This window comes from Streptomyces sp. NPDC044704, from assembly GCF_056433525.1.
Genome location: NZ_JBWKGY010000017.1, coordinates 59,687 through 78,144, shown reverse-complemented (window position 1 = coordinate 78,144; position 18,458 = coordinate 59,687). Strand labels below are relative to the sequence as shown.

Here is an 18,458-nt window from a genome sequence, read left to right as displayed (position 1 = left end):
GACCTTCGGCGGCGATTGCGACCGGATCGTTATGCAAGCCTTGCGGGCAGGAGATTGGGGAACAAATGCCGCAGGCCAGCACCGAAAAGACCGCTTCCAGCCGCGACATAGGAATGGACCTGGGGACCGCCAACACCCTCGTCTACGCCCGGGGACACGGGATCGTCCTCAATGAGCCGTCCGTGGTGGCGGTCAGGGCGGGCACGACCACCGCGCTCGCCGTGGGGACGGAAGCCAAGGAGACCATCGGCCGCACCCCGGGCTCCATCACCGCGATCCGCCCCCTGAAGGACGGGGTGATCTGCGACTACGAGGCCGCCGAGGAGATGATCCGGCACTTCGTGCGCAAGGCCGTCCCCGGCCGCCGGACGCGCACCCGGATGGTGATCTGCGTGCCGTCCGGAGTGACCCCGGTCGAACGGCGGGCCATCGTGCACGCCTCCACCCGCGCCGGGGCGAAGTCCGTCCACCTGATCGAGGAACCCATGGCCGCGGCCATCGGCGCCGGGCTGCCGGTGGCCGAAGCCCGCGGATCGATGGTCGTCGACATCGGCGGCGGCACCACCGAGGTGGCCGTCATCTCGCTCGGCGGCATCGTCACCGCCCAGTCCCTGCGGATCGGCGGCGACCGGCTCGACGCGGCGATCACGGACCACGTGCGCAAGGAACACTCCCTGCTCATCGGCGAGCGGACCGCGGAGGACGTCAAGGTCGGCATCGGCTCCGCCTGGCCCGTCCCGGACCGGCCCGAACTGGAGACCCGCACCTTCACCGTGCGCGGCCGCGAGCGCGTCGGCGGCATGCCCAAAACGCTCGAACTGACCGCCCTCGACGTACGGGCCGCGCTCGACGAGCCGGTCGAGGCCGTCATCGCCGCCGTCCGCACCACCTTGGAGGAGTGCCCGCCGGAGCTCTCCGGCGACGTGATGGAACACGGCATCGTCCTCACCGGCGGAGGCGCGCTCCTGCCCGGCCTGGACCTGCGCATCGCCTCCGCGACCGGCATTCCCGTCTTCGTGGCGGACAACCCCCTGGACTGCGTCGCCCTCGGCTCGGGCCGCTGCGTCGAGGACCTCGACACGCTGAACGGCCTGCTGGCCCCGGCCAGGGCCTGAGCGGGCCCGGCGCCGCCCGTCAGGCGCGCGGCAGGACGGCCACCACCAGGTACGAGCCGTCCGTACGGGTGGCCGTCAGGCTGCCGCCCAGGCTCCGCACGCGTTCGGACATGCTCGCCGTGCCGGAGCCCGCCGAGACGGGGGCGCGGCCTGGGGCGCCGTCCGGGAGGCCGTTGCGGACGGCGATCCGCAGCTGCGGCCCGTCCGTCGCGATCGACACCTCGATGGTCTCCCCCCGCGCGTGCTTGGCCGCGTTCGTCAGGCACTCCTGCACCACCCGGTACACCGCCGCCTGCCGCAGCGGCGACAGCCCGTGCACGTCGGGGTCGAGCGTGAGCCGCACCGGCGAACCCGCCCGGTCGCTCTCCCGGGCCAGCGCGGCGAGCCCCTCCACGCCCGGCGTCGAGTCCCGCTCCCCGCGCTGCACGATGATCTCGTTCAGCACCAGGTGCGCGCGCCGCGCGGTGTCGGCGAGCTCCTCGAAGTCCTTCGCGTACGCCGTCTCCCGCGCCCGGACGGACAGCACCTCGGAGCGCACGGTCAGCAGCGTCAGCTCCCGCCCGACGAAGTCGTGGACGTCCCGGGCGACCGAGGTCCGCTCCTGCTGGACGGCGTTCTGCACCGCCGACTCCGCCCGCCTCGCCTCCAGCTCCCGCACCAGGTCGCTCCGGTAGGCGGCGATGCCCACGGCCGAGGCGAGCACCCCGATCGGCACGACCAGGCTGAGGAAGGAGCTCAGCGTCTGGATCCTGGGCTCGGGCCAGCCCGGCACGCTGAACACCGCGAACGCGAAGGCGACGTAGCCGACGGTGGCCAGGACCCCGGCCCGGCGGCCCCGGTAGCGGCCGACCGAGTAGAGCGCGAACTGGATGAGGGTGAGCTCGTGCAGCCAGCCGACGAACAGCAGGGCCGTCACGTACGCCACCCACGGCGCCCGGCGCCGCACCAGCAGGCTCGAACAGCCCGCGGCGAGCACGAGGGCGGCCATCCAGCCGTTGAGGGAGTTGTCGGCAGCGGCGAGGCCGGGCAGGTCCAGCGCCATCAGGGCCAGGCAGCTCAGCGCCGTGATGACGTCCAGCGCCCGGGGCGAGGCCGCCCAGCCGTCGGCCCGCCGGCGGCCCGAGGCCGCGGCCCGGTGGAGTGCCGCGAGGACGACGGGCTTGACGCGCATGTCCCCCATCATCCGTGGTCGCCGCCCCGGGATCGGATCGAGCCGGGGGACATATGAAGTGATATGCGGCACTCCGGTTGGCTCCGGGCAGGGGCCGGACGACCCGCCACACCCGTGACCTTCCGCCCTGGGGGACCGCCCCGCGCCCTCGTAGCGTCGGGGGAATGACCACCCCGAAGGCCGCCGCGCGGACCACCCGGCAGATCACCGAGGACCACCGCACCGGACTGCTCCTCCTGATCGGCGGCATCGTCGGCACCCTCGCCTCCGGGGTCCTCGCCCACGACCGCGTCCGCACCCTGGAGGACCCCCTCTTCACCCCGGGCTGCAACGTCAACGCGGTACTGAGCTGCGGCGACGTGATGACCACCTGGCAGGGCAACCTGCTCGGCTTCCCCAACATGCTCCTCGGCCTCGCCGGCTTCGGGGCGCTCGCGGCCCTCGGCGCGGCGCTCGTCGCCGGGGCCCGGTTCCCGCGCCGGCTGTGGTGGCTCCTGTGGGCGGGCACCGCGGCCGGCTTCGCCCTCACCGTGTGGCTGATCGGCCAGTGCCTGTACGTGATCGGCGCGCTCTGCCCGTGGTGCGCGGCCGTCTGGGCGGTGGTGATCCCGCTGTTCTGGTACGTCACCCGGTACCTGTCCCGCCCCGGCTCCCCGCTGCGCGCCCTCCCCCACTGGCTGGTCCCGGTGACGCTGTACGGGGTCGTCGCCGTCCTCGTCCTGGAACGCTTCGGCACCCGGCTGCTCTGAGGCCCGGGTACGCGGAAGGCCCCCGTACGGCCGGACAGCCGTACGGGGGCCCCTCGCTCGCGGTTACGCCGCGGGCAGCGCGTCCAGCTGGGCCTGGAGCCGGGCGATGTCGGCCTCGGCCTTGGCCAGCCGGCCCTTGATCTTGTCCACGACGTTGTCGGGGGCCTTGGCGATGAACGCCTCGTTCCCGAGCTTCGCCTCGGCCTGCTGCTTCTCCTTCTCGGCGGCGCCCAGGTCCTTCGTCAGGCGCTTGCGCTCGGCGGGCACGTCGATGGTGCCCGACAGGTCCAGCGCGACGGTGGCACCGGCGACGGGGAGGGTCGCGGTGGCGCTGAAGGAGTCGCCCTCCGGCTGGAGGCGCAGCAGCTGCCGGATGGCGCCCTCGTGCGCGGCGAGCGCGGTACCGGACAGGTCCAGGCGGGCCGGAACCTTCTGGCCGTCCTGGAGGCCCTGCTCCTTGCGGAACCGGCGGACCTCGGTGACCACGGCCTGGACCTGGAGGATCTCGGCCTCGGCGGCCTCGTCGCGGAAGCCGCTGTCCGTCGGCCAGTCGGCGATGACGAGGGACTCGCGCCCGGTGAGCGTGGTCCACAGCGTCTCGGTGACGAAGGGGACCACCGGGTGCAGCAGCCGCAGCATGACGTCGAGGACCTCGCCCAGGACCCGGCCGGAAACCTTGGCCTGGTCGCCGCCCGCGAAGAAGGTCGTCTTCGACAGCTCGACGTACCAGCTGAAGACCTCGTCCCACGCGAAGTGGTAGAGCGAGTCCGACAGCTTCGAGAACTGGTAGTCCTCGTAGTACGCGTCGACCTCGGCCACGGTCTTGTTGAGCCGCGACAGGATCCAGCGGTCGGTCGCCGACATCGCCTCGGGGGCCGGCAGCTCGCCCTCGATGGTGGCGCCGTTCATCAGCGCGAAGCGCGTGGCGTTCCAGATCTTGTTGGCGAAGTTGCGGGAGGCCTGGACCCAGTCCTCACCGATCGGGACGTCGACGCCAGGGTTGGCGCCGCGGGCCAGGGTGAAGCGGACGGCGTCGGAGCCGTACTTGTCCATCCACTCCAGCGGGTCCACGACGTTGCCGAAGGACTTCGACATCTTCTTGCCGCGCTCGTCGCGGACCAGGCCCGTCAGGGCGATCGTCTTGAACGGGGGCTCGCCGTCCATGGCGTACAGGCCGAACATCATCATCCGGGCGACCCAGAAGAAGATGATGTCGTGGCCGGTGACCAGGACATCGGTGGAGTAGAACTTTTCCAGGTCCGGCGTCTTCTCGGGCCAGCCGAGCGTCGAGAACGGCCACAGGCCGGACGAGAACCAGGTGTCGAGGACGTCGGTGTCCTGCGTCCACCCCTCGCCCGTCGGCGCCTCGTCGTCGGGTCCGACGCAGACGACCTCGCCATCCGGGCCGTGCCAGACGGGGATGCGGTGGCCCCACCACAGCTGGCGCGAGATGCACCAGTCGTTGAGGTTGTCGACCCAGTCGAAGTAGCGCTTCGACATCTCCTCGGGGTGGATCTCGACCCGGCCGTCGCGGACCGCGTCACCGGCGGCCTTGGCGAGGGTCTCGACCTTGACCCACCACTGCAGCGACAGACGGGGCTCGATGGTCGCGCGGCAGCGCGAGCAGTGCCCCACGGAGTGCAGGTAGGGGCGCTTCTCGGCGACGATCCGGCCCTGCTCGCGCAGGGCGCCGACGACCGCGGACCGCGCTTCGAACCGGTCGAGACCGAGGAAGGGGCCGTGGACGGTGATGACACCGCGCTCGTCCATGATCGTCATGTTGGGCAGGCCGTGGCGCTGCCCGATGGCGAAGTCGTTCGGGTCGTGGGCCGGGGTCACCTTGACGCAGCCGGTGCCGAACTCCGGGTCGACGTGCGTGTCGGCGACAACCGGGATCGAGCGGTCGGTCAGCGGCAGCTTGATCAGCTTGCCGACCAGGTGCTTGTACCGCTCGTCATCCGGGTGGACGGCGATGGCCGTGTCACCGAGCATCGTTTCGGCACGCGTGGTGGCGACGACCAGGGTGTCCTCGCCCTCGCCGTACTTGATCGAGACGAGCTCGCCCGCATCCTCCTGGTGCTCCACCTCTATGTCGGAGATGGCCGTCAGACAACGGGGGCACCAGTTGATGATGCGCTCGGCGCGGTAGATCAGCTCGTCGTCGTAGAGCTTCTTGAAGATCGTCTGGACGGCCTTGGACAGGCCCTCGTCCATGGTGAAGCGCTCACGGCTCCAGTCGACGCCGTCGCCGAGACGGCGCATCTGGCCGAGGATCTTGCCGCCGCACTCGTCCTTCCACTGCCAGACCCGCTCGACGAACTCCTCGCGGCCCAGGTCGTGGCGGGACTTGCCCTCCTCGCCGAGCTGCTGCTCGACCTTGATCTGGGTGGCGATGCCCGCGTGGTCCATGCCGGGCAGCCACAGCGACTCGAAGCCCTGCATCCGCTTGCGGCGGGTCAGGGCATCCATGAGCGTGTGCTGGAATGCGTGCCCCAGGTGCAGGGAACCCGTGACATTCGGCGGGGGGATGACGATGGTGTACGACGGCTTCTCGCTCGCCGCGTCCGCCGTGAAGTAACCGCGCTCCACCCAGCGCTCGTACAGCTTCCCCTCTACCTCGGCCGGCGCGTACTGGGTCGGCAGTTCGGAGTTGGGGGCACTGGGTGTCTGCGTGGTCTCAGTCACGGGGCACAGGATAAGGGGGCCACCGCCCGCGTCACGAATCCATTCCACAATGGGGCACCGCCGTTGACCCCGGTCCCCGCGGGCCCGCCTGATGCCCCTCATGAACGAGATCACGCAGCCGCCCGCCCAGGGGCAGCCCACGCCGTACCCGCCGACCGGCCGGGCCGCCCCGTCCAAGGGCAGGCGCCTCCTGTTCGCCGTGGGCGGGCTGTTGGCCACCGTCGCGGCGGTGACCGCCGGCCGGGCGGCGATGGGGGCGCTGCTCGACGACGGCCCCGCCGAAGCCGGGCGCTACCGGCTGGTCCCGCCGGCCTCCTTCCAGGGCCTGGCGCTGCAGGAGTCCGGCCCGCGCGTGGACGCCGTCAAGCAGGGGCAGGGGACGCCGAGGAAGGGCACGGTGCCGGTGTCCGTGGTGTACGCCGACCAGGCGGGCACCGCCCAGCTGGTCGTCAGCGGCGCGGCCGGGAGCTTCGCCGACGAGGACCCAGGGGCGGCGCTCACGACCGGGCTCACCTCCATGGGTGTCAAGGAGGCGGACGTCACGGAGCACGACGCCGGCAAGCCCGAGGGCGGTGCGCTGCGCTGCGGGCCGCTGACACTTGAGGGCGCCGCGCTGTCGCTGTGCATGTGGGCCGACCACAGTTCCCTGGTCACGGTCACCGTCACGGTGGAGAACGGGCCCGTCACGATCGCGGCCCTGGCGGAACGCGCGCATGCGCTGCGGGAGGCCGTGGAGGTCCCGGCGGCGTCGTAGTTCGGTAACGCCTGGGACCCCGATGCCCCGGCCGGGCCCCGCTTCAGACAGGATGTGAGGAACGGATAAGCAAACCTCACAGGGGGACGCGGGATGAGTTTCAACCAGCCGGGGCCGTACGGCCAGCAGCCTCAGCAGCCGGGGCCCTACGGGCAGCAGCCCCCGCCGCCGCCCGGCCCGTACGGCCAGCCCGCCCCGCAGCCGGGCTACGGCTACCCGCAGCAGGCCCCGCCCCCGCCGGGCTACCCGCAGCAGCCCCCGGCCTACGGCCAGCAGCCCGGCTACCCCCAGCAGCCCCCCGCGTACGGCTACCAGCAGCCCCAGGGCCAGCCCCCGTACGGCGGCATGCCCCCGCAGAACCCCCCGAAGAAGTCCAAGGCCGGCGTCATCATCGGCGTCGTCGTGGCAGTGGCGGTCATCGCGGGCGGCGGCTGGTACTTCCTGGGCAGCGGCTCGAGCGGCTCGGTCTCCGACGCCACCAAGGGCTACAAGCTGGTCGCGCCGGAGACGGTGAACGACTTCAAGAAGGATCCGAAGTACCAGCAGAAGGACATGACCGACAAGGACCGCCAGGAGGCGGAGGCCGCCGGCATCAAGAACGCCACTTCGGTGGGCATGAACTACCAGTCGGGTGACCCGACGAACCCCATGTCGGCCAAGGCCCTCAACTTCTCCGGCCTCTACGGCGACATCGCGGACCCCGAGAAGACGGTCGACGGGTACTTCGCCATGGCGAAGCTGAACATGGGCAAGGACGGCAAGTCGTCGGCCGAACTCATCGGCAGCCCCAAGTCGGTGACCCCGGCAGGCTTCGAGGGCGCCGTCATGAAGTGCCAGGAGGTCAAGTTCGTCTCGAAGGACACGACCACCAAGGGCCCCAAGGAGGCGACCCTCCCGATCTGCATCTGGGGGGACTACAGCACCCTGGGCGTGGTCACGGCGAGCGACGTGGCCGCCCTGTTCGCGGGAAAGCCGGGCTACACCCTGGAGCAGAACGGCGAACTGGCCGCGAAGCTCTACAACACCGCCCGCGTCAAGAAGTAGCGGGCCCGCGGGACATCGGAAAGGGGGCGCTCCCCACGGGAGCGCCCCCTTTCACGTGCGGACCGCGGCAGCGGCTACGCCGACTTCTCGTGCGGGCCCTGGTCCTTCGGGACGATGCGCGGCACCAGCGTCGGGTTGACGTTGGAGCGGACCACGTCGGAGGTGATGACCACGCGGGCCACGTCCTTGCGGGACGGGACCTCGTACATCACCGACATCAGGACCTCTTCCATGATGGCGCGCAGGCCGCGCGCGCCGGTCTGGCGGAGGATCGCCTGGTCCGCGATGGCTTCGAGGGCTTCGCGCTCGAAGTCCAGCTCGACACCGTCGAGTTCGAACAGCCGCTGGTACTGCTTCACCAGCGCGTTCCGCGGCTCGACGAGGATCTGGAGCAGCGCCTCGCGGTCCAGGTTGTGCACCGAGGTCAGCACGGGCAGGCGGCCGATGAACTCGGGGATCATCCCGAACTTCACCAGGTCCTCCGGCATGACCTCCTGGAACTGGTCGCTCGCCTCGATCTCCCGCTTCGAGCGGATCGTCGCCCCGAAGCCGATGCCCTTGGCACCCGCACGCGACTCGATGATCTTCTCCAGGCCGGCGAAGGCGCCGCCCACGATGAAGAGCACGTTCGTCGTGTCGATCTGGATGAACTCCTGGTGCGGGTGCTTGCGCCCGCCCTGCGGCGGCACCGAGGCCGTCGTGCCTTCCAGGATCTTCAGCAGGGCCTGCTGCACGCCCTCGCCGCTGACGTCGCGCGTGATCGACGGGTTCTCGCTCTTGCGGGCGACCTTGTCGATCTCGTCGATGTAGATGATCCCGGTCTCGGCCTTCTTGACGTCGTAGTCCGCCGCCTGGATCAGCTTCAGCAGGATGTTCTCGACGTCCTCGCCGACGTACCCGGCCTCCGTCAGCGCCGTCGCGTCGGCGATGGCGAACGGGACGTTCAGCATGCGCGCGAGCGTCTGCGCGAGGAGGGTCTTGCCGGAGCCCGTGGGGCCCAGCAGCAGGATGTTGGACTTCGCGAGCTCGATCGCGTCGTCCCGGCCCTGCGCGCCGCCGTTCTCGCCGGCCTGGACCCGCTTGTAGTGGTTGTAGACCGCTACCGAGAGCGCCTTCTTCGCCGGCTCCTGGCCGACGACGTAGCTCTCCAGGAACTCGTAGATCTCACGGGGCTTGGGGAGTTCCTCCCACCGGACCTCGGAGGTCTCCGCGAGTTCCTCTTCGATGATCTCGTTGCAGAGGTCGATGCACTCGTCGCAGATGTACACACCGGGTCCTGCGATGAGCTTCTTCACCTGCTTCTGGCTCTTTCCGCAGAACGAGCACTTGAGCAGGTCGCCGCCGTCACCGATGCGTGCCACGAGGTGCTTCCCCTTCGCCTGGGAGACGCCTGGTTCAGCGCTCCTGGTGCCTCATATCCGACGGTACCTTGCCGGGGGCCCCGTGCGGGGCCCCCTTGACGTGGTTCACATCGCCGAATGCGACGACGCTGCCACGCCAACTGGCGGCAAGGATCAGGCCGAGCTCTTGCGGGTCGAGATGATCTGGTCGATCAGCCCGTACGCGAGAGCGTCCTCGGCCGTGAGGATCTTGTCGCGCTCGATGTCCTCGCGGATCTTCTCCAGCGGGGTGGTCGAGTGCTTGGCCAGCATGGACTCCAGCTGGTCGCGCATGCGCAGGATCTCGTTGGCCGCGATCTCCAGGTCGGAGAGCTGCTCGCGGCCGGTGCCGCCCGAGGGCTGGTGGATCAGCACGCGGGCGTTCGGCAGCGCCATGCGCTTGCCGGGGGTGCCGGCGGCGAGCAGGACCGCGGCGGCGGACGCCGCCTGGCCCATGCAGACCGTCTGGATGTCCGGCTTCACGAACTGCATCGTGTCGTAGATCGCGGTCAGCGCGGTGAAGGAACCACCCGGGCTGTTGATGTAGATCGAGATGTCGCGGTCCGGGTCCATCGACTCCAGGCACAGCAGCTGCGCCATGACGTCGTTCGCGGACGCGTCGTCGATCTGCACGCCGAGGAAGATCACGCGCTCCTCGAAGAGCTTCGCGTACGGGTCGTACTCGCGCACGCCCTGCGAGGTGCGCTCGACGAAGCGCGGGATGACGTAGCGGTTGTCCACCTGCGGACCGTTGTGGAGGCCGCTCGCGGGAGAGAGGTTGTTCATGTACATCGAGGTTTTCACCATCCTGGTGGCGTTCTGCGGGCTGTCGACTGCTGGCTGGTGACGGTGGTGCGGGGATCAGGCCCCGGTGCCGCCGCCGCCCGGAACGTTGGACGCGGCCGAGATGATCTCGTCGATGAGGCCGTACTCCTTGGCCTCTTCGGAGGTGAACCAACGGTCGCGGTCACCGTCGCGGATGATCGCCTCGACAGTCTGACCCGAGTGGAACGCGGTGATCTCGGCCATGCGCTGCTTGGTGCGCAGCAGGTACTGGGCCTGGATCTTGATGTCGGACGCGGTGCCGCCGATGCCGGCGGAACCCTGGTGCATCAGGATGTCGGTGTTCGGCAGGGCGAAGCGCTTGCCCTTGGCGCCGCCGGTGAGCAGGAACTGGCCCATGGAGGCCGCCATGCCCATACCGATGGTGACGACGTCGTTCGGGATGTACTGCATGGTGTCGTAGACGGCCATGCCGGCCGTCACCGAGCCACCGGGGCTGTTGATGTACAGGTAGATGTCCTTCTCCGGCTCGGCGGCCAGGAGCAGGAGCTGCGCCGTGATCTTGTTCGCGATGTCGTCGTCGACCTGCTGGCCGAGGAAGATGATGCGCTCGCCGAGCAGCCGGTTGTAGACATGGTCGCCGAGGCCGCCACCGATGGACGGCTCACCCGCGGCGTAAGGCTTCAGATTCGTCACGTATCCACCTGCTCGTCTCCGACGGCCACATGCCGTCTCAGCGTCTCGTTCTGGGGCGCGGACCTACCGGCGGGGCGATGCCCTCCGGCTTCGGGTACTCCCGTGCCCTCGTATTCATGGACCCTAACGCGCAGGTAGGACAACGCCATCCCGCTTCCCGAACTGTTCGCTCGGAGCGCAAGGTCCGGCCCCCTCTTGGCGGGTGTGCGGAAGGGCCCGGACGCGGCTGCGTCCGGGCCCTTCACGGCACTGCTCAATGGGCTGCGCCCAAGGTGTTACTTGGCCTCGTCGGCCGCCGGCTCGGCATCCGCCGCGACGTCGGCGTCGGCCGCGGCCGGGGCGGCCTCGGTCTCGTCCTCGTCGTCGGAGAGGTCGATGACCTCACCGTTGGTGTCGGTGACCTTGGCGGCCTCGACGACGACCGCGAGGGCCTTGCCGCGGGCGACCTCGCCGACCAGCATCGGGACCTGGCCGCCCTCGACGACCGCCTGGGCGAACTGGTCGGGGGACATGCCGGAGGACTGCGCGCGGCGCATGAGGTGCTCGGTGAGCTCCTCCTGGTTGACGCCCAGCTTCTCCTTGTTGACCAGGGCGTCCAGGACGAACTGGGTCTTGATGCCCTTGACGGCCTGCTCGCTGGTCTCGGCGTCGAACTCCTCGACCGTCTTGCCCTGGAACTCCAGGTACTTCTCGATGGTCAGACCCATCTGGCCGAGCTGGTGGTGCTCCAGGTTGTGCTTGCGGGTCTGGACCTCGTCCGCGAGGAGCTTCTCGGGGATCGGGACCTCGACGAGCTCCAGCAGCTTCTCCAGGACGCGCTCCTGGGCCTGCGTGGCCTGGTCGTACTGCTTCATGTTCTCGAGGCGCTTGCGGCTGTCCGCCTTGAGCTCGTCGAGGGTGTCGAACTCGCTCGCCATCTGGGCGAACTCGTCGTCCAGCTCCGGCAGCTCGCGGGCGGAGACCTTGGTGACCTTGACGGTGACCTCGGCGTCCTTGCCCTCGGCGGAGCCGCCCTTCAGCTGGGAGGTGAAGGTGGCCTCGCCACCGGCCTCCAGGCCCTTGACGGCCTCGTCGATGCCGTCGAGGAGCTCGCCGGAGCCGATGGTGTAGGAGACGTCGCTGGCGACGCCGTCCTCCAGCACCTCACCGTCGACCTTGGCCTCAAGGTCGATCGTGACGACGTCGCCGTCCTGGGCGGCGCGCTCGACGTCCTTGGTGGACGCGAAACGGCCGCGCAGCTGCTCGACCGACTTCTCGACGTCCTCGTCGGACACCTCTACGGCGTCGACCTCGACCTCGATGCCGGAGTAGTCCGGGATCTCGATCTCGGGGCGGACGTCCACCTCGGCGGTGAAGGACAGCAGCTCGCCGTCCTTCAGCTCCTTGATGTCGACCTCGGGCTGGCCCAGCGGGTTCAGGTCGGCCTCGTTGACCGCCTCGGTGTAGAACTTCGGGAGGGCGTCGTTGACGGCCTCCTCCAGCACCGCACCGCGGCCGAAGCGCTGGTCGATGACGCGGGCGGGGATCTTGCCCTTGCGGAAGCCCTTCACCGTGACCTGCTGGTTGATCTTCTTGTACGCCGCGTCGAGGCTGTCCTTGAGCTCCTCGAAGGGCACCTCAACAGTGAGCCGAACCCGAGTCGGGTTCAGGGTCTCCACGGCGCTCTTCACGGTTCGGTCTCCTTGTGGCTGACTGCTGGGGGTTCTGCCGTCTCGCTGCGATTCAGCGGTTCGGCGGACTTCGGCCCGGTACATCAGACACACGGGCACGCAGCTTGCATAGTAACCGCAAGCGGCAATCAGCCCACAACGCGATCATCACCGCGATCATCGCGGAGGCGGTACTCGTGGTCGGGGTGGCCGGATTCGAACCGACGACCTTCCGCTCCCAAAGCGGACGCGCTACCAAGCTGCGCCACACCCCGTCGGTGCGACACGTAGGGTACATGCCCGGAGACCCTCCGACACGCGCGTTTTCCCTGCGGGCGGACGCGCGCGCGACGCGGGACTCCCGACCCGGCCGCGAAAGCGGTGTGACTCCCCCGGTGCGACCCGCTAGGATGCTGTCCGTGCCGCGGTCCCCGGACCTGCGGCGCACGCGTTGCGGGTGTAGCTCAATGGTAGAGCCCTAGTCTTCCAAACTAGCTACGCGGGTTCGATTCCCGTCACCCGCTCTTCATGGCTCAGGGCCAGGTCGAAGGATGTTTCCTCCGACCTGGCCCTGAGTCGTTTCCGGGGTTCCGGAGTCCTACAGCTTGATGCCGGCGATGGTGTCGGCGAGGGAGTTCAGGAAGCGGTTGACGTCCGGGGCGATGGAGCTGGACGCGAGGAAGAAGCCGAAGAGGACCGCGACGATCGCGGGGCCGGCCTTCATGTGCTTGCCGCGGATCAGGATCACCAGGATGATCGCCAACAGAACCACGACTGACAGCGAAATGGCCACTACTGATCACACCTTCGGTCGTCCCCTGGTCGGCCCGGGGTGCACGGCCGGGCGCGCCCCCACACGCACCATCCTCCCACCAACCGGCCCCTGCTACCCGTCTCGTGACGAATCGCCATCGCATCTTTGCCGCCAGGTGGGCGTGTTGCGGCGCTCAAGGCGTGGTGATGCCGAGGAGAGAGCGGACATACGCGTACTTCGCGGACAGCCGGTCGCGGGTGGGGCCGTCCAGGACGGAGAGACGGACGGGGTCCGCGTTGTGCGCGAGGTCGGCCTCCTTCACCAGGACGGCGCCGGGGGTGGCCAGGATGCGGGCGGCGTGCTCCTCCAGCGGCTCCCCGGGGCGTTTGGTGAGGGCCAGGACCATGGCCTTGACCGGGTCCGGGAGGGCCGCGGAGGCGAGCCACTCGGCGCTGAGGGCGTCGTCCTCGACGGAGTCGTGGAGCCAGGCCGCCGCCTGCTGTTCGGAGCTGCCGCCGCGCAGGCGGACCCCCTCGGCGACGGCCGCCAGGTGCTCGGCGTAAGGCCTGCCGGCCTTGTCGGTCTGGCCCTCGTGCGCCTCGCGGGCCAGGGCCTCGACCTCGATGAGGGTCAGCGGCTCCCGGGTCATGCGATCTCCTTCGCTGCCGTACGGAGGGCCTCGGCGGCCCGGCGCACATCGGCCTGCGTGGTACGCCAGTTGGAGAACGCGGCGCGGAGCGCGGGGGTTCCCTCGTAGACGGTGGGGGTGACGAACACCTCGGCGGCGACGGCCTCCCGCAGGGCGGTGAGGCGGTCCGGGGTGGGGTCCTGGGCGAGGGTGAAGCAGACGACGTTGAGGCGGACCGGGGCGAGGAGCCGGAACGCCGGGTCGTGGTCGAGGCGTTCGCCGAGGGCGCGGGCGCAGGCGATGTCGCGTTCGACGATCTCGCGGTGGCCGCGGCGGCCGTAGGCGCGCAGGGTGAACCAGGCGGCGAGGGCGCGCAGCCGGTGGGAGTTCTCGGGGGTGAGGTGGACCAGGTCGGGGTGGTCGCCGAGGGGGCCGAGGTAGGCGGCGGCGTTCTGGAAGACGCGGGCCTGGAGGTCGCGGCGGCGCGTGAACTGGACGGCGCTGTCGTAGGGGACGTTGAGCCACTTGTGGAGGTCGACGCAGAGGGAGTCGGAGGCGTCGAGGCCGTCGGTGAGGTGGGCGTGTTCCGGGGAGAGGGCAGCGAAGGCGCCGAAGGCGGCGTCGGTGTGGAGCCAGAAGTCGTGGCGGTCCTTGAGCGCGGCGAGGGCCCGGAGGTCGTCGAAGTCGACGGTGTTGACGGTTCCGGCGTTGGCGACGACCACGGCCGGGCCGGGGGTGTCGGCGAGGGCCCGTTCCAGGGCGGCGGGGTCGACGGCCTCGCGGCCGGGCAGCGTGGGGACCCGTACGAGGGCGGACCGGCCGAGGCCGAGGACGGAGAGGGCCTTGGCGATGGAGGAGTGCGGGGCGCCGGAGAGCACCCGGACGGGGCCGAGCGCGGCGGCGCCGTCCTCGGCCGGGGAGACGCCGAGGCGTTCGCCGAGCCATTCGCGGGCGATCGCGAGGCCGGTGGTGTTGGACATGGTGGCGCCGCTGACGAAGGTGCCGGTGTGGGCGTCGGAGAGGCCGAAGAGCTCGCGGAGCCAGCCGACGGTCTCGCGTTCGAGGTGCTGGCCGGCGCCGTCGTAGGAGGAGTTGGAGTTCTGGTCGTGGGCGGCGGTGAGCCAGTCCCCGGCGAGCGCGGCGGGGGTGGCCCCGCCGGTGACGAAGCCGAGGTAGCGGGGTCCGGCGGAGGCGGACAGGCGCGGGGCCCAGCGGTCCTGGAACGCGGCGAGGGCCTGCTCGGTGCCGTCGCCGTGCTCGGGGAGCGGTTCGGGGGCGGGCGGGGCGGGGGCGGCCGGTACGACGGGCCGCGCGTCCAGGGTCGCGAGGGCCTCGGCGGCGGCGCGGCGGGTGGCGTCGAGGAGGTCGGGGAGGCGGGCGAGGTCGCCGGCGAGACTGCGGTCCATGCGCGCACGGTAGCCCCGGCCGGCGGTCGGAAAACGTGCCAATCCCGACCGATTGGCCCAGCTGGGCGCCTTCGCCCCGGGCGGTCCGTGGCCGGGCCTGCGACCCGGCGGGACGGGGGCGCGGGGCCCGCTTCGTCAGGGGGAGCGGCGGATGAGGAGGAGGGCGCGGTCGTCGTTGACGTCCTTGGCGACCTTTTCGATCAGGTGCCAGGCGGCGCCCTCCCAGCCGGAGGCGACGTAGCGGTCGGCTTCGCCGGTGAGGCGGTCGATGCCCTCGCTGATCTCGCGTTCGGAGGTCTCGACGAGGCCGTCGGTGAAGAGCATGAGGACGTCGCCGCGGCGCAGGTTGCCGCGGGCGGGCTCGAAATCGGCTCCGTCGTAGACGCCGAGGAGGGGGCCCTCGCCGGAGACCTCCCGCCAGCGGCCGGTGCCGGCGGAGAGCTGGAGGGCGGGGAGGTGGCCGGCGGAGAGGAGTTCGTAGTCCCCGGTCTCCAGGTCGAGGACGAGGTGGATGGACGTGGCGAAGCCCTCGTCCCAGTCCTGGCGCAGCAGGTAGCCGTTGGCGGCGGGCAGGAAGCCGTGCGGGGGCAGGGCGCCGAGGAGGCCGCCGAACGCGCCGGAGAGCAGCAGGGCGCGGGAGCCGGCTTCCATGCCCTTGCCGGAGACGTCGGTGAGGACGATCTCCAGGGTGCGGCCGCCGTTCGTCCTGGCCGCGACGACGAAGTCCCCGGAGAAGGACTGGCCGCCGGCCGGGCGCAGGGCCATCTCGCGGTGCCAGCCGCGCGGCAGGGCGGGCAGTTTGCTCTGGACGCGGATGCGTTCGCGCAGGTCGAAGAGCATGGTGCCGCCGCGTCTCCAGGGCACGCCGACGCGGCTGCGGAACTGGGCGATGACCAGTCCGAAGAATCCGCAGGCGGCGACGACGAGGACGGTGCCGGGGGTGACGCGGGCGGGTCCCTGGGTATAGGGGCCGAGGACGAGGGCCTCGACGATCAGGGCGGCGGCGGACGCGGCGTACAGGGCGAGGAGGCTCGCGGGGCGCAGCAGCAGGCCGCCGGCGACGATGGGCAGGACGAGCGCGGAGGGCGAGAACCAGACCGGCAGCATGATGGTGCCGCAGGCGATGGCGGGGACGGTCAGGAGCAGTCCGCCGAAGGCGAGCCAGTCGGATCCGTCGCCGCGGAAGTAGTCGACGGCGGATTTGCGCAGGGCGGTGCGGGCCCGGTGCGACAGCATGCGCGTCCGGGCCATGAGCGTCTCCACACGTGCTCCGGCCATTGTCCGGGACCCTATCCATCCTGGCTGTGTGCGCGCAGGGGTACCCCCGCACGGTGGTCACGTTCCGGGGGAAAATCGCTTCGTGCGGGCCGGAACGCCCTGGTAGGGATGGCCTCATGGCTCTTGTTACGCGCGTATTGCAGTCTGATGAGTGGGATGTCTGGTACGACCACCTGGAACTGGCGTTCGGTGGCGTGCCGGAGACCCCGGAGGAGCGCGACCTGTACCGGTCCCTGACCGAGCCCCGGCGTTCGCTGGGGGTGTGGGACGGCGCGACGTGCGTGGGCTCGGCCGGGGCGTTCAGCTTCCGGCTGTCGGTGCCGGGCGGCGCGGTGGTGCCGGCGGCCGGGGTGACGATGGTCGGGGTCGCGCCGACGCACCGCCGGCGCGGGGTGCTGACCTCGCTGATGCGCCGCCAGCTGGACGATGTCCGTGCGGGTGGTGAACCGATCGCCGTGCTGACGGCGTCGGAGCCGGAGATCTACGGGCGGTTCGGCTACGGGACGGCCGTGTACTCCCTCGCGGTGGACGTGGACACGACCCGGGTACGGCTCTCCGTGCCGCCGGGGACGGACGGGGTGCGGCTGCGGCTGGTGGATCCGGAGAGGGCGCTGGCCGACTGCGAGCGGGTCTACGCGGCGCTGGTCGCGGCCCGGCCGGGGATGCCGGCCCGGCAGCCGGGCTGGGAGCGGCAGGCGCTGCTGGATCCGCCGGGGCGGCGCGACGGCGCGTCCCCGCTGAAGTGCGTGGTGGCGGAGGCGGCGGACGGCGAGGTCGTCGGGTACGCGCGCTACCGGGTCAGGCCGGACTGGGAGCTGACCGGTTCGGACGGCAAGGTCGAGGTCTACGACGTCGACGCGACGGACCCGACGGCGTACGCGGCGCTGTGGCGCTACCTCTTCGAGATCGACCTGACCTGGCACGTGCGGGCGTACGGGCGGCCCGTGGACGATCCGCTGCTGCACCTGGTCAGCGACATCCGACGGACCCGGACCCGGACCCGGGACGCGCTGCACCTGCGGCTGGTGGACCTGGGGGCGGCGCTGGAGGCGCGGACGTACGGGGCTCCGCTGGACGTGGTCGTGGAGGTCGAGGACGCGTTCTGCCCGTGGAACGCGGGCCGGTGGCGGCTGACGGCCGACGCGCGGGGTGCGGTGCGGTGCGTCCGGACCGGGGACGCGGCGGAGCTGGAGCTGTCCGTGCGGGAGCTGGGCTCGGCGTACCTGGGCGGGGTGACCCTGACCTCCCTGGCGGCGGCGGGCCGGGTGCGCGAGCTGCGCCCGGGCGCGCTGCGGGAGGCCTCGCGGGCCTTCGCCGGGGACGTGGCGCCCTGGCTGTCGCACCGGTTCTAGTGGGACGGCGCTCCCCGGCGCTCCCTGGCGCTGAAGCTGGCGCTGTCGGCTAGCGCTGCTGGCAGGAAGGGCACCAGAAGAGGTTGCGGGCGGCGAGGCCGGCGGTGCGGATCTCGCCCCCGCAGATGTGGCAGGGCATGTTCGCCCTGCGGTAGACGTACACCTCGCCGCCGTGGTCGTCCACCCTCGGGGGGCGGCCCATGGCCTCGGGGAGGTGTTCGTCGCGGACGGTGTCGATGCGGTTGTGGCGTACGCCCTCGCGCATCAGGGCGGCGAGGTCCGTCCACATCGCGTCCCATTCGGCGCGGGTGAGGTCCTTGCCGAGCCGGTAGGGGTCGATGCCGTGCCGGAAGAGGACCTCGGCGCGGTAGACGTTGCCGACTCCGGCGACGACCTTCTGGTCCATGAGCAGGGCCGCGATGGTGGTGCGGGAGCGGGAGATCCGGGCCCAGGCGCGGCCGGGGTCGTCGGCCGGGCGCAGCGGGTCGGGGCCGAGCCGGTCGTGTATCGCCTTCTTCTCGCCCTCGCCGATCAGCGCGCAGGCGGTGGGGCCGCGCAGGTCGGCGTGGTGGTCGGCGTTCAGCAGGCGCAGCCGGACGGTGTCGGTGGCCGGCGGGGCGGGGGCGGGGCCGAAGCCGAGCTTGCCGAAGAGGCCGAGGTGGATGTGGATCCAGGCGTCGCCGAGTTCGAGGAAGAGGTGCTTGCCGTGTGCCTCGGCGCTTTCGAGGGTGCGCCCGTCGAGCAGGGCGGCGCTGTCGGCGAAGCGGCCCTGGGGGCTGCTGACCCGGACCGGGCGGGCGGCGAACCGTTCCGTGTGGTCCTGGGCGAGGCGGTGGATCGTATGCCCTTCGGGCACGGCTGTTCTCCTCGGCGTGAACTCGGCCGTGGGGGGGGGGGGGGGGGGGGGGGGGGGGGGGGGGGGGGGGGGGGTTGTGGGGGGGGGCGGGCGGGGGGGGGGGGGGGGGCGGGGGGGGCCCCAAAACACAGAGTTTTCAGACCCCCCCCCCCCCCCCCC

General features: G+C 71.2%; 16 protein-coding genes and 2 tRNA genes. 6 read left to right on the top strand and 12 right to left on the bottom strand.

Annotated features, from left to right (window positions below; all coding sequences use genetic code 11):
• Window positions 1-65: 65 nt before the first annotated feature.
• Complete coding sequence (locus AC07B0_RS31195; RefSeq protein ID WP_356873942.1) at window positions 66-1,115, top strand: rod shape-determining protein; 1,050 nt, start codon at window positions 66-68, stop codon at window positions 1,113-1,115.
• Window positions 1,116-1,134: 19 nt separating this feature from the next.
• On the opposite strand, the gene AC07B0_RS31190 is transcribed toward AC07B0_RS31195, so the two are convergent.
• Window positions 1,135-2,286, bottom strand: coding sequence for a sensor histidine kinase (locus AC07B0_RS31190; RefSeq protein WP_469380752.1), 1,152 nt, complete (start codon window positions 2,284-2,286; stop codon window positions 1,135-1,137).
• 164 nt (window positions 2,287-2,450) lie between these two features.
• Here AC07B0_RS31190 and AC07B0_RS31185 point away from each other — a divergent pair, with 164 nt between their 5' ends.
• Complete coding sequence (locus AC07B0_RS31185) at window positions 2,451-3,035, top strand: vitamin K epoxide reductase family protein (protein ID WP_478899432.1); 585 nt, start codon at window positions 2,451-2,453, stop codon at window positions 3,033-3,035.
• 63 nt (window positions 3,036-3,098) lie between these two features.
• Here the strand turns inward: AC07B0_RS31185 and AC07B0_RS31180 are convergent, their stop codons facing one another.
• Window positions 3,099-5,720 (bottom strand): valine--tRNA ligase, encoded by a 2,622-nt coding sequence (locus AC07B0_RS31180; RefSeq protein WP_478899431.1) that lies wholly within the window; start codon window positions 5,718-5,720, stop codon window positions 3,099-3,101.
• A 100-nt stretch (window positions 5,721-5,820) separates the two neighbouring features.
• On the opposite strand from AC07B0_RS31180, the gene AC07B0_RS31175 reads away from it, so the two are divergent.
• Entirely contained in the window at window positions 5,821-6,474 is a 654-nt protein-coding gene (locus tag AC07B0_RS31175) for a hypothetical protein (protein WP_478899429.1), read from the top strand.
• Window positions 6,475-6,567: 93 nt separating this feature from the next.
• Window positions 6,568-7,518 (top strand): hypothetical protein, encoded by a 951-nt coding sequence (locus AC07B0_RS31170; RefSeq protein ID WP_356873934.1) that lies wholly within the window; start codon window positions 6,568-6,570, stop codon window positions 7,516-7,518.
• Between the two features lie 74 nt (window positions 7,519-7,592).
• Here the strand turns inward: AC07B0_RS31170 and clpX are convergent, their stop codons facing one another.
• From clpX to AC07B0_RS31145, 5 genes are all read right to left on the bottom strand, one after another.
• On the bottom strand, window positions 7,593-8,879 hold the full coding sequence (gene clpX, locus AC07B0_RS31165; RefSeq protein WP_031145485.1) for an ATP-dependent Clp protease ATP-binding subunit ClpX: 1,287 nt from the start codon (window positions 8,877-8,879) through the stop codon (window positions 7,593-7,595).
• A 153-nt stretch (window positions 8,880-9,032) separates the two neighbouring features.
• Window positions 9,033-9,704, bottom strand: a complete 672-nt coding sequence (locus AC07B0_RS31160) for an ATP-dependent Clp protease proteolytic subunit (RefSeq protein ID WP_356873932.1) — start codon at window positions 9,702-9,704, stop codon at window positions 9,033-9,035.
• A gap of 54 nt (window positions 9,705-9,758) precedes the next feature.
• Window positions 9,759-10,376 carry an ATP-dependent Clp protease proteolytic subunit gene (locus AC07B0_RS31155; RefSeq protein ID WP_030649990.1) on the bottom strand — a complete coding sequence of 206 codons (618 nt, stop codon included), beginning with the start codon at window positions 10,374-10,376 and terminating at the stop codon, window positions 9,759-9,761.
• Window positions 10,377-10,651: 275 nt separating this feature from the next.
• Window positions 10,652-12,046, bottom strand: a complete 1,395-nt coding sequence (gene tig / locus AC07B0_RS31150) for a trigger factor (protein WP_356873930.1) — start codon at window positions 12,044-12,046, stop codon at window positions 10,652-10,654.
• Window positions 12,047-12,223: 177 nt separating this feature from the next.
• Window positions 12,224-12,300: transfer RNA gene (locus AC07B0_RS31145), tRNA-Pro, on the bottom strand.
• A gap of 178 nt (window positions 12,301-12,478) precedes the next feature.
• On the opposite strand from AC07B0_RS31145, the gene AC07B0_RS31140 reads away from it, so the two are divergent.
• A tRNA-Gly gene (locus AC07B0_RS31140) sits at window positions 12,479-12,549 on the top strand.
• Window positions 12,550-12,623: 74 nt separating this feature from the next.
• Here the strand turns inward: AC07B0_RS31140 and AC07B0_RS31135 are convergent.
• The 4 genes from AC07B0_RS31135 to AC07B0_RS31120 all read right to left on the bottom strand — a co-directional run bounded on the left by AC07B0_RS31135 (window position 12,624) and on the right by AC07B0_RS31120 (window position 16,091).
• Window positions 12,624-12,818, bottom strand: coding sequence for a hypothetical protein (locus tag AC07B0_RS31135; protein WP_079426944.1), 195 nt, complete (start codon window positions 12,816-12,818; stop codon window positions 12,624-12,626).
• A gap of 154 nt (window positions 12,819-12,972) precedes the next feature.
• Window positions 12,973-13,428 (bottom strand): HD domain-containing protein, encoded by a 456-nt coding sequence (locus tag AC07B0_RS31130; RefSeq protein ID WP_469380745.1) that lies wholly within the window; start codon window positions 13,426-13,428, stop codon window positions 12,973-12,975.
• The gene (locus AC07B0_RS31125) at window positions 13,425-14,813 is read right to left on the bottom strand and encodes a pyridoxal phosphate-dependent decarboxylase family protein (RefSeq protein WP_469380743.1); all 1,389 of its coding nucleotides are present in this window, start codon (window positions 14,811-14,813) and stop codon (window positions 13,425-13,427) included. Before AC07B0_RS31125 ends, AC07B0_RS31130 begins: the two co-directional genes overlap by 4 nt.
• A gap of 135 nt (window positions 14,814-14,948) precedes the next feature.
• Window positions 14,949-16,091, bottom strand: coding sequence for a SpoIIE family protein phosphatase (locus AC07B0_RS31120; protein ID WP_469380741.1), 1,143 nt, complete (start codon window positions 16,089-16,091; stop codon window positions 14,949-14,951).
• Window positions 16,092-16,207: 116 nt separating this feature from the next.
• Between AC07B0_RS31120 and AC07B0_RS31115 the strand changes: the two genes are divergently transcribed.
• Complete coding sequence (locus AC07B0_RS31115; protein WP_478899427.1) at window positions 16,208-17,443, top strand: GNAT family N-acetyltransferase; 1,236 nt, start codon at window positions 16,208-16,210, stop codon at window positions 17,441-17,443.
• A 49-nt stretch (window positions 17,444-17,492) separates the two neighbouring features.
• Here AC07B0_RS31115 and AC07B0_RS31110 read toward each other — a convergent pair whose 3' ends face one another.
• The gene (locus AC07B0_RS31110; protein WP_356873919.1) at window positions 17,493-18,299 is read right to left on the bottom strand and encodes an Fpg/Nei family DNA glycosylase; all 807 of its coding nucleotides are present in this window, start codon (window positions 18,297-18,299) and stop codon (window positions 17,493-17,495) included.
• Between the last annotated feature and the right edge of the window lie 159 nt (window positions 18,300-18,458).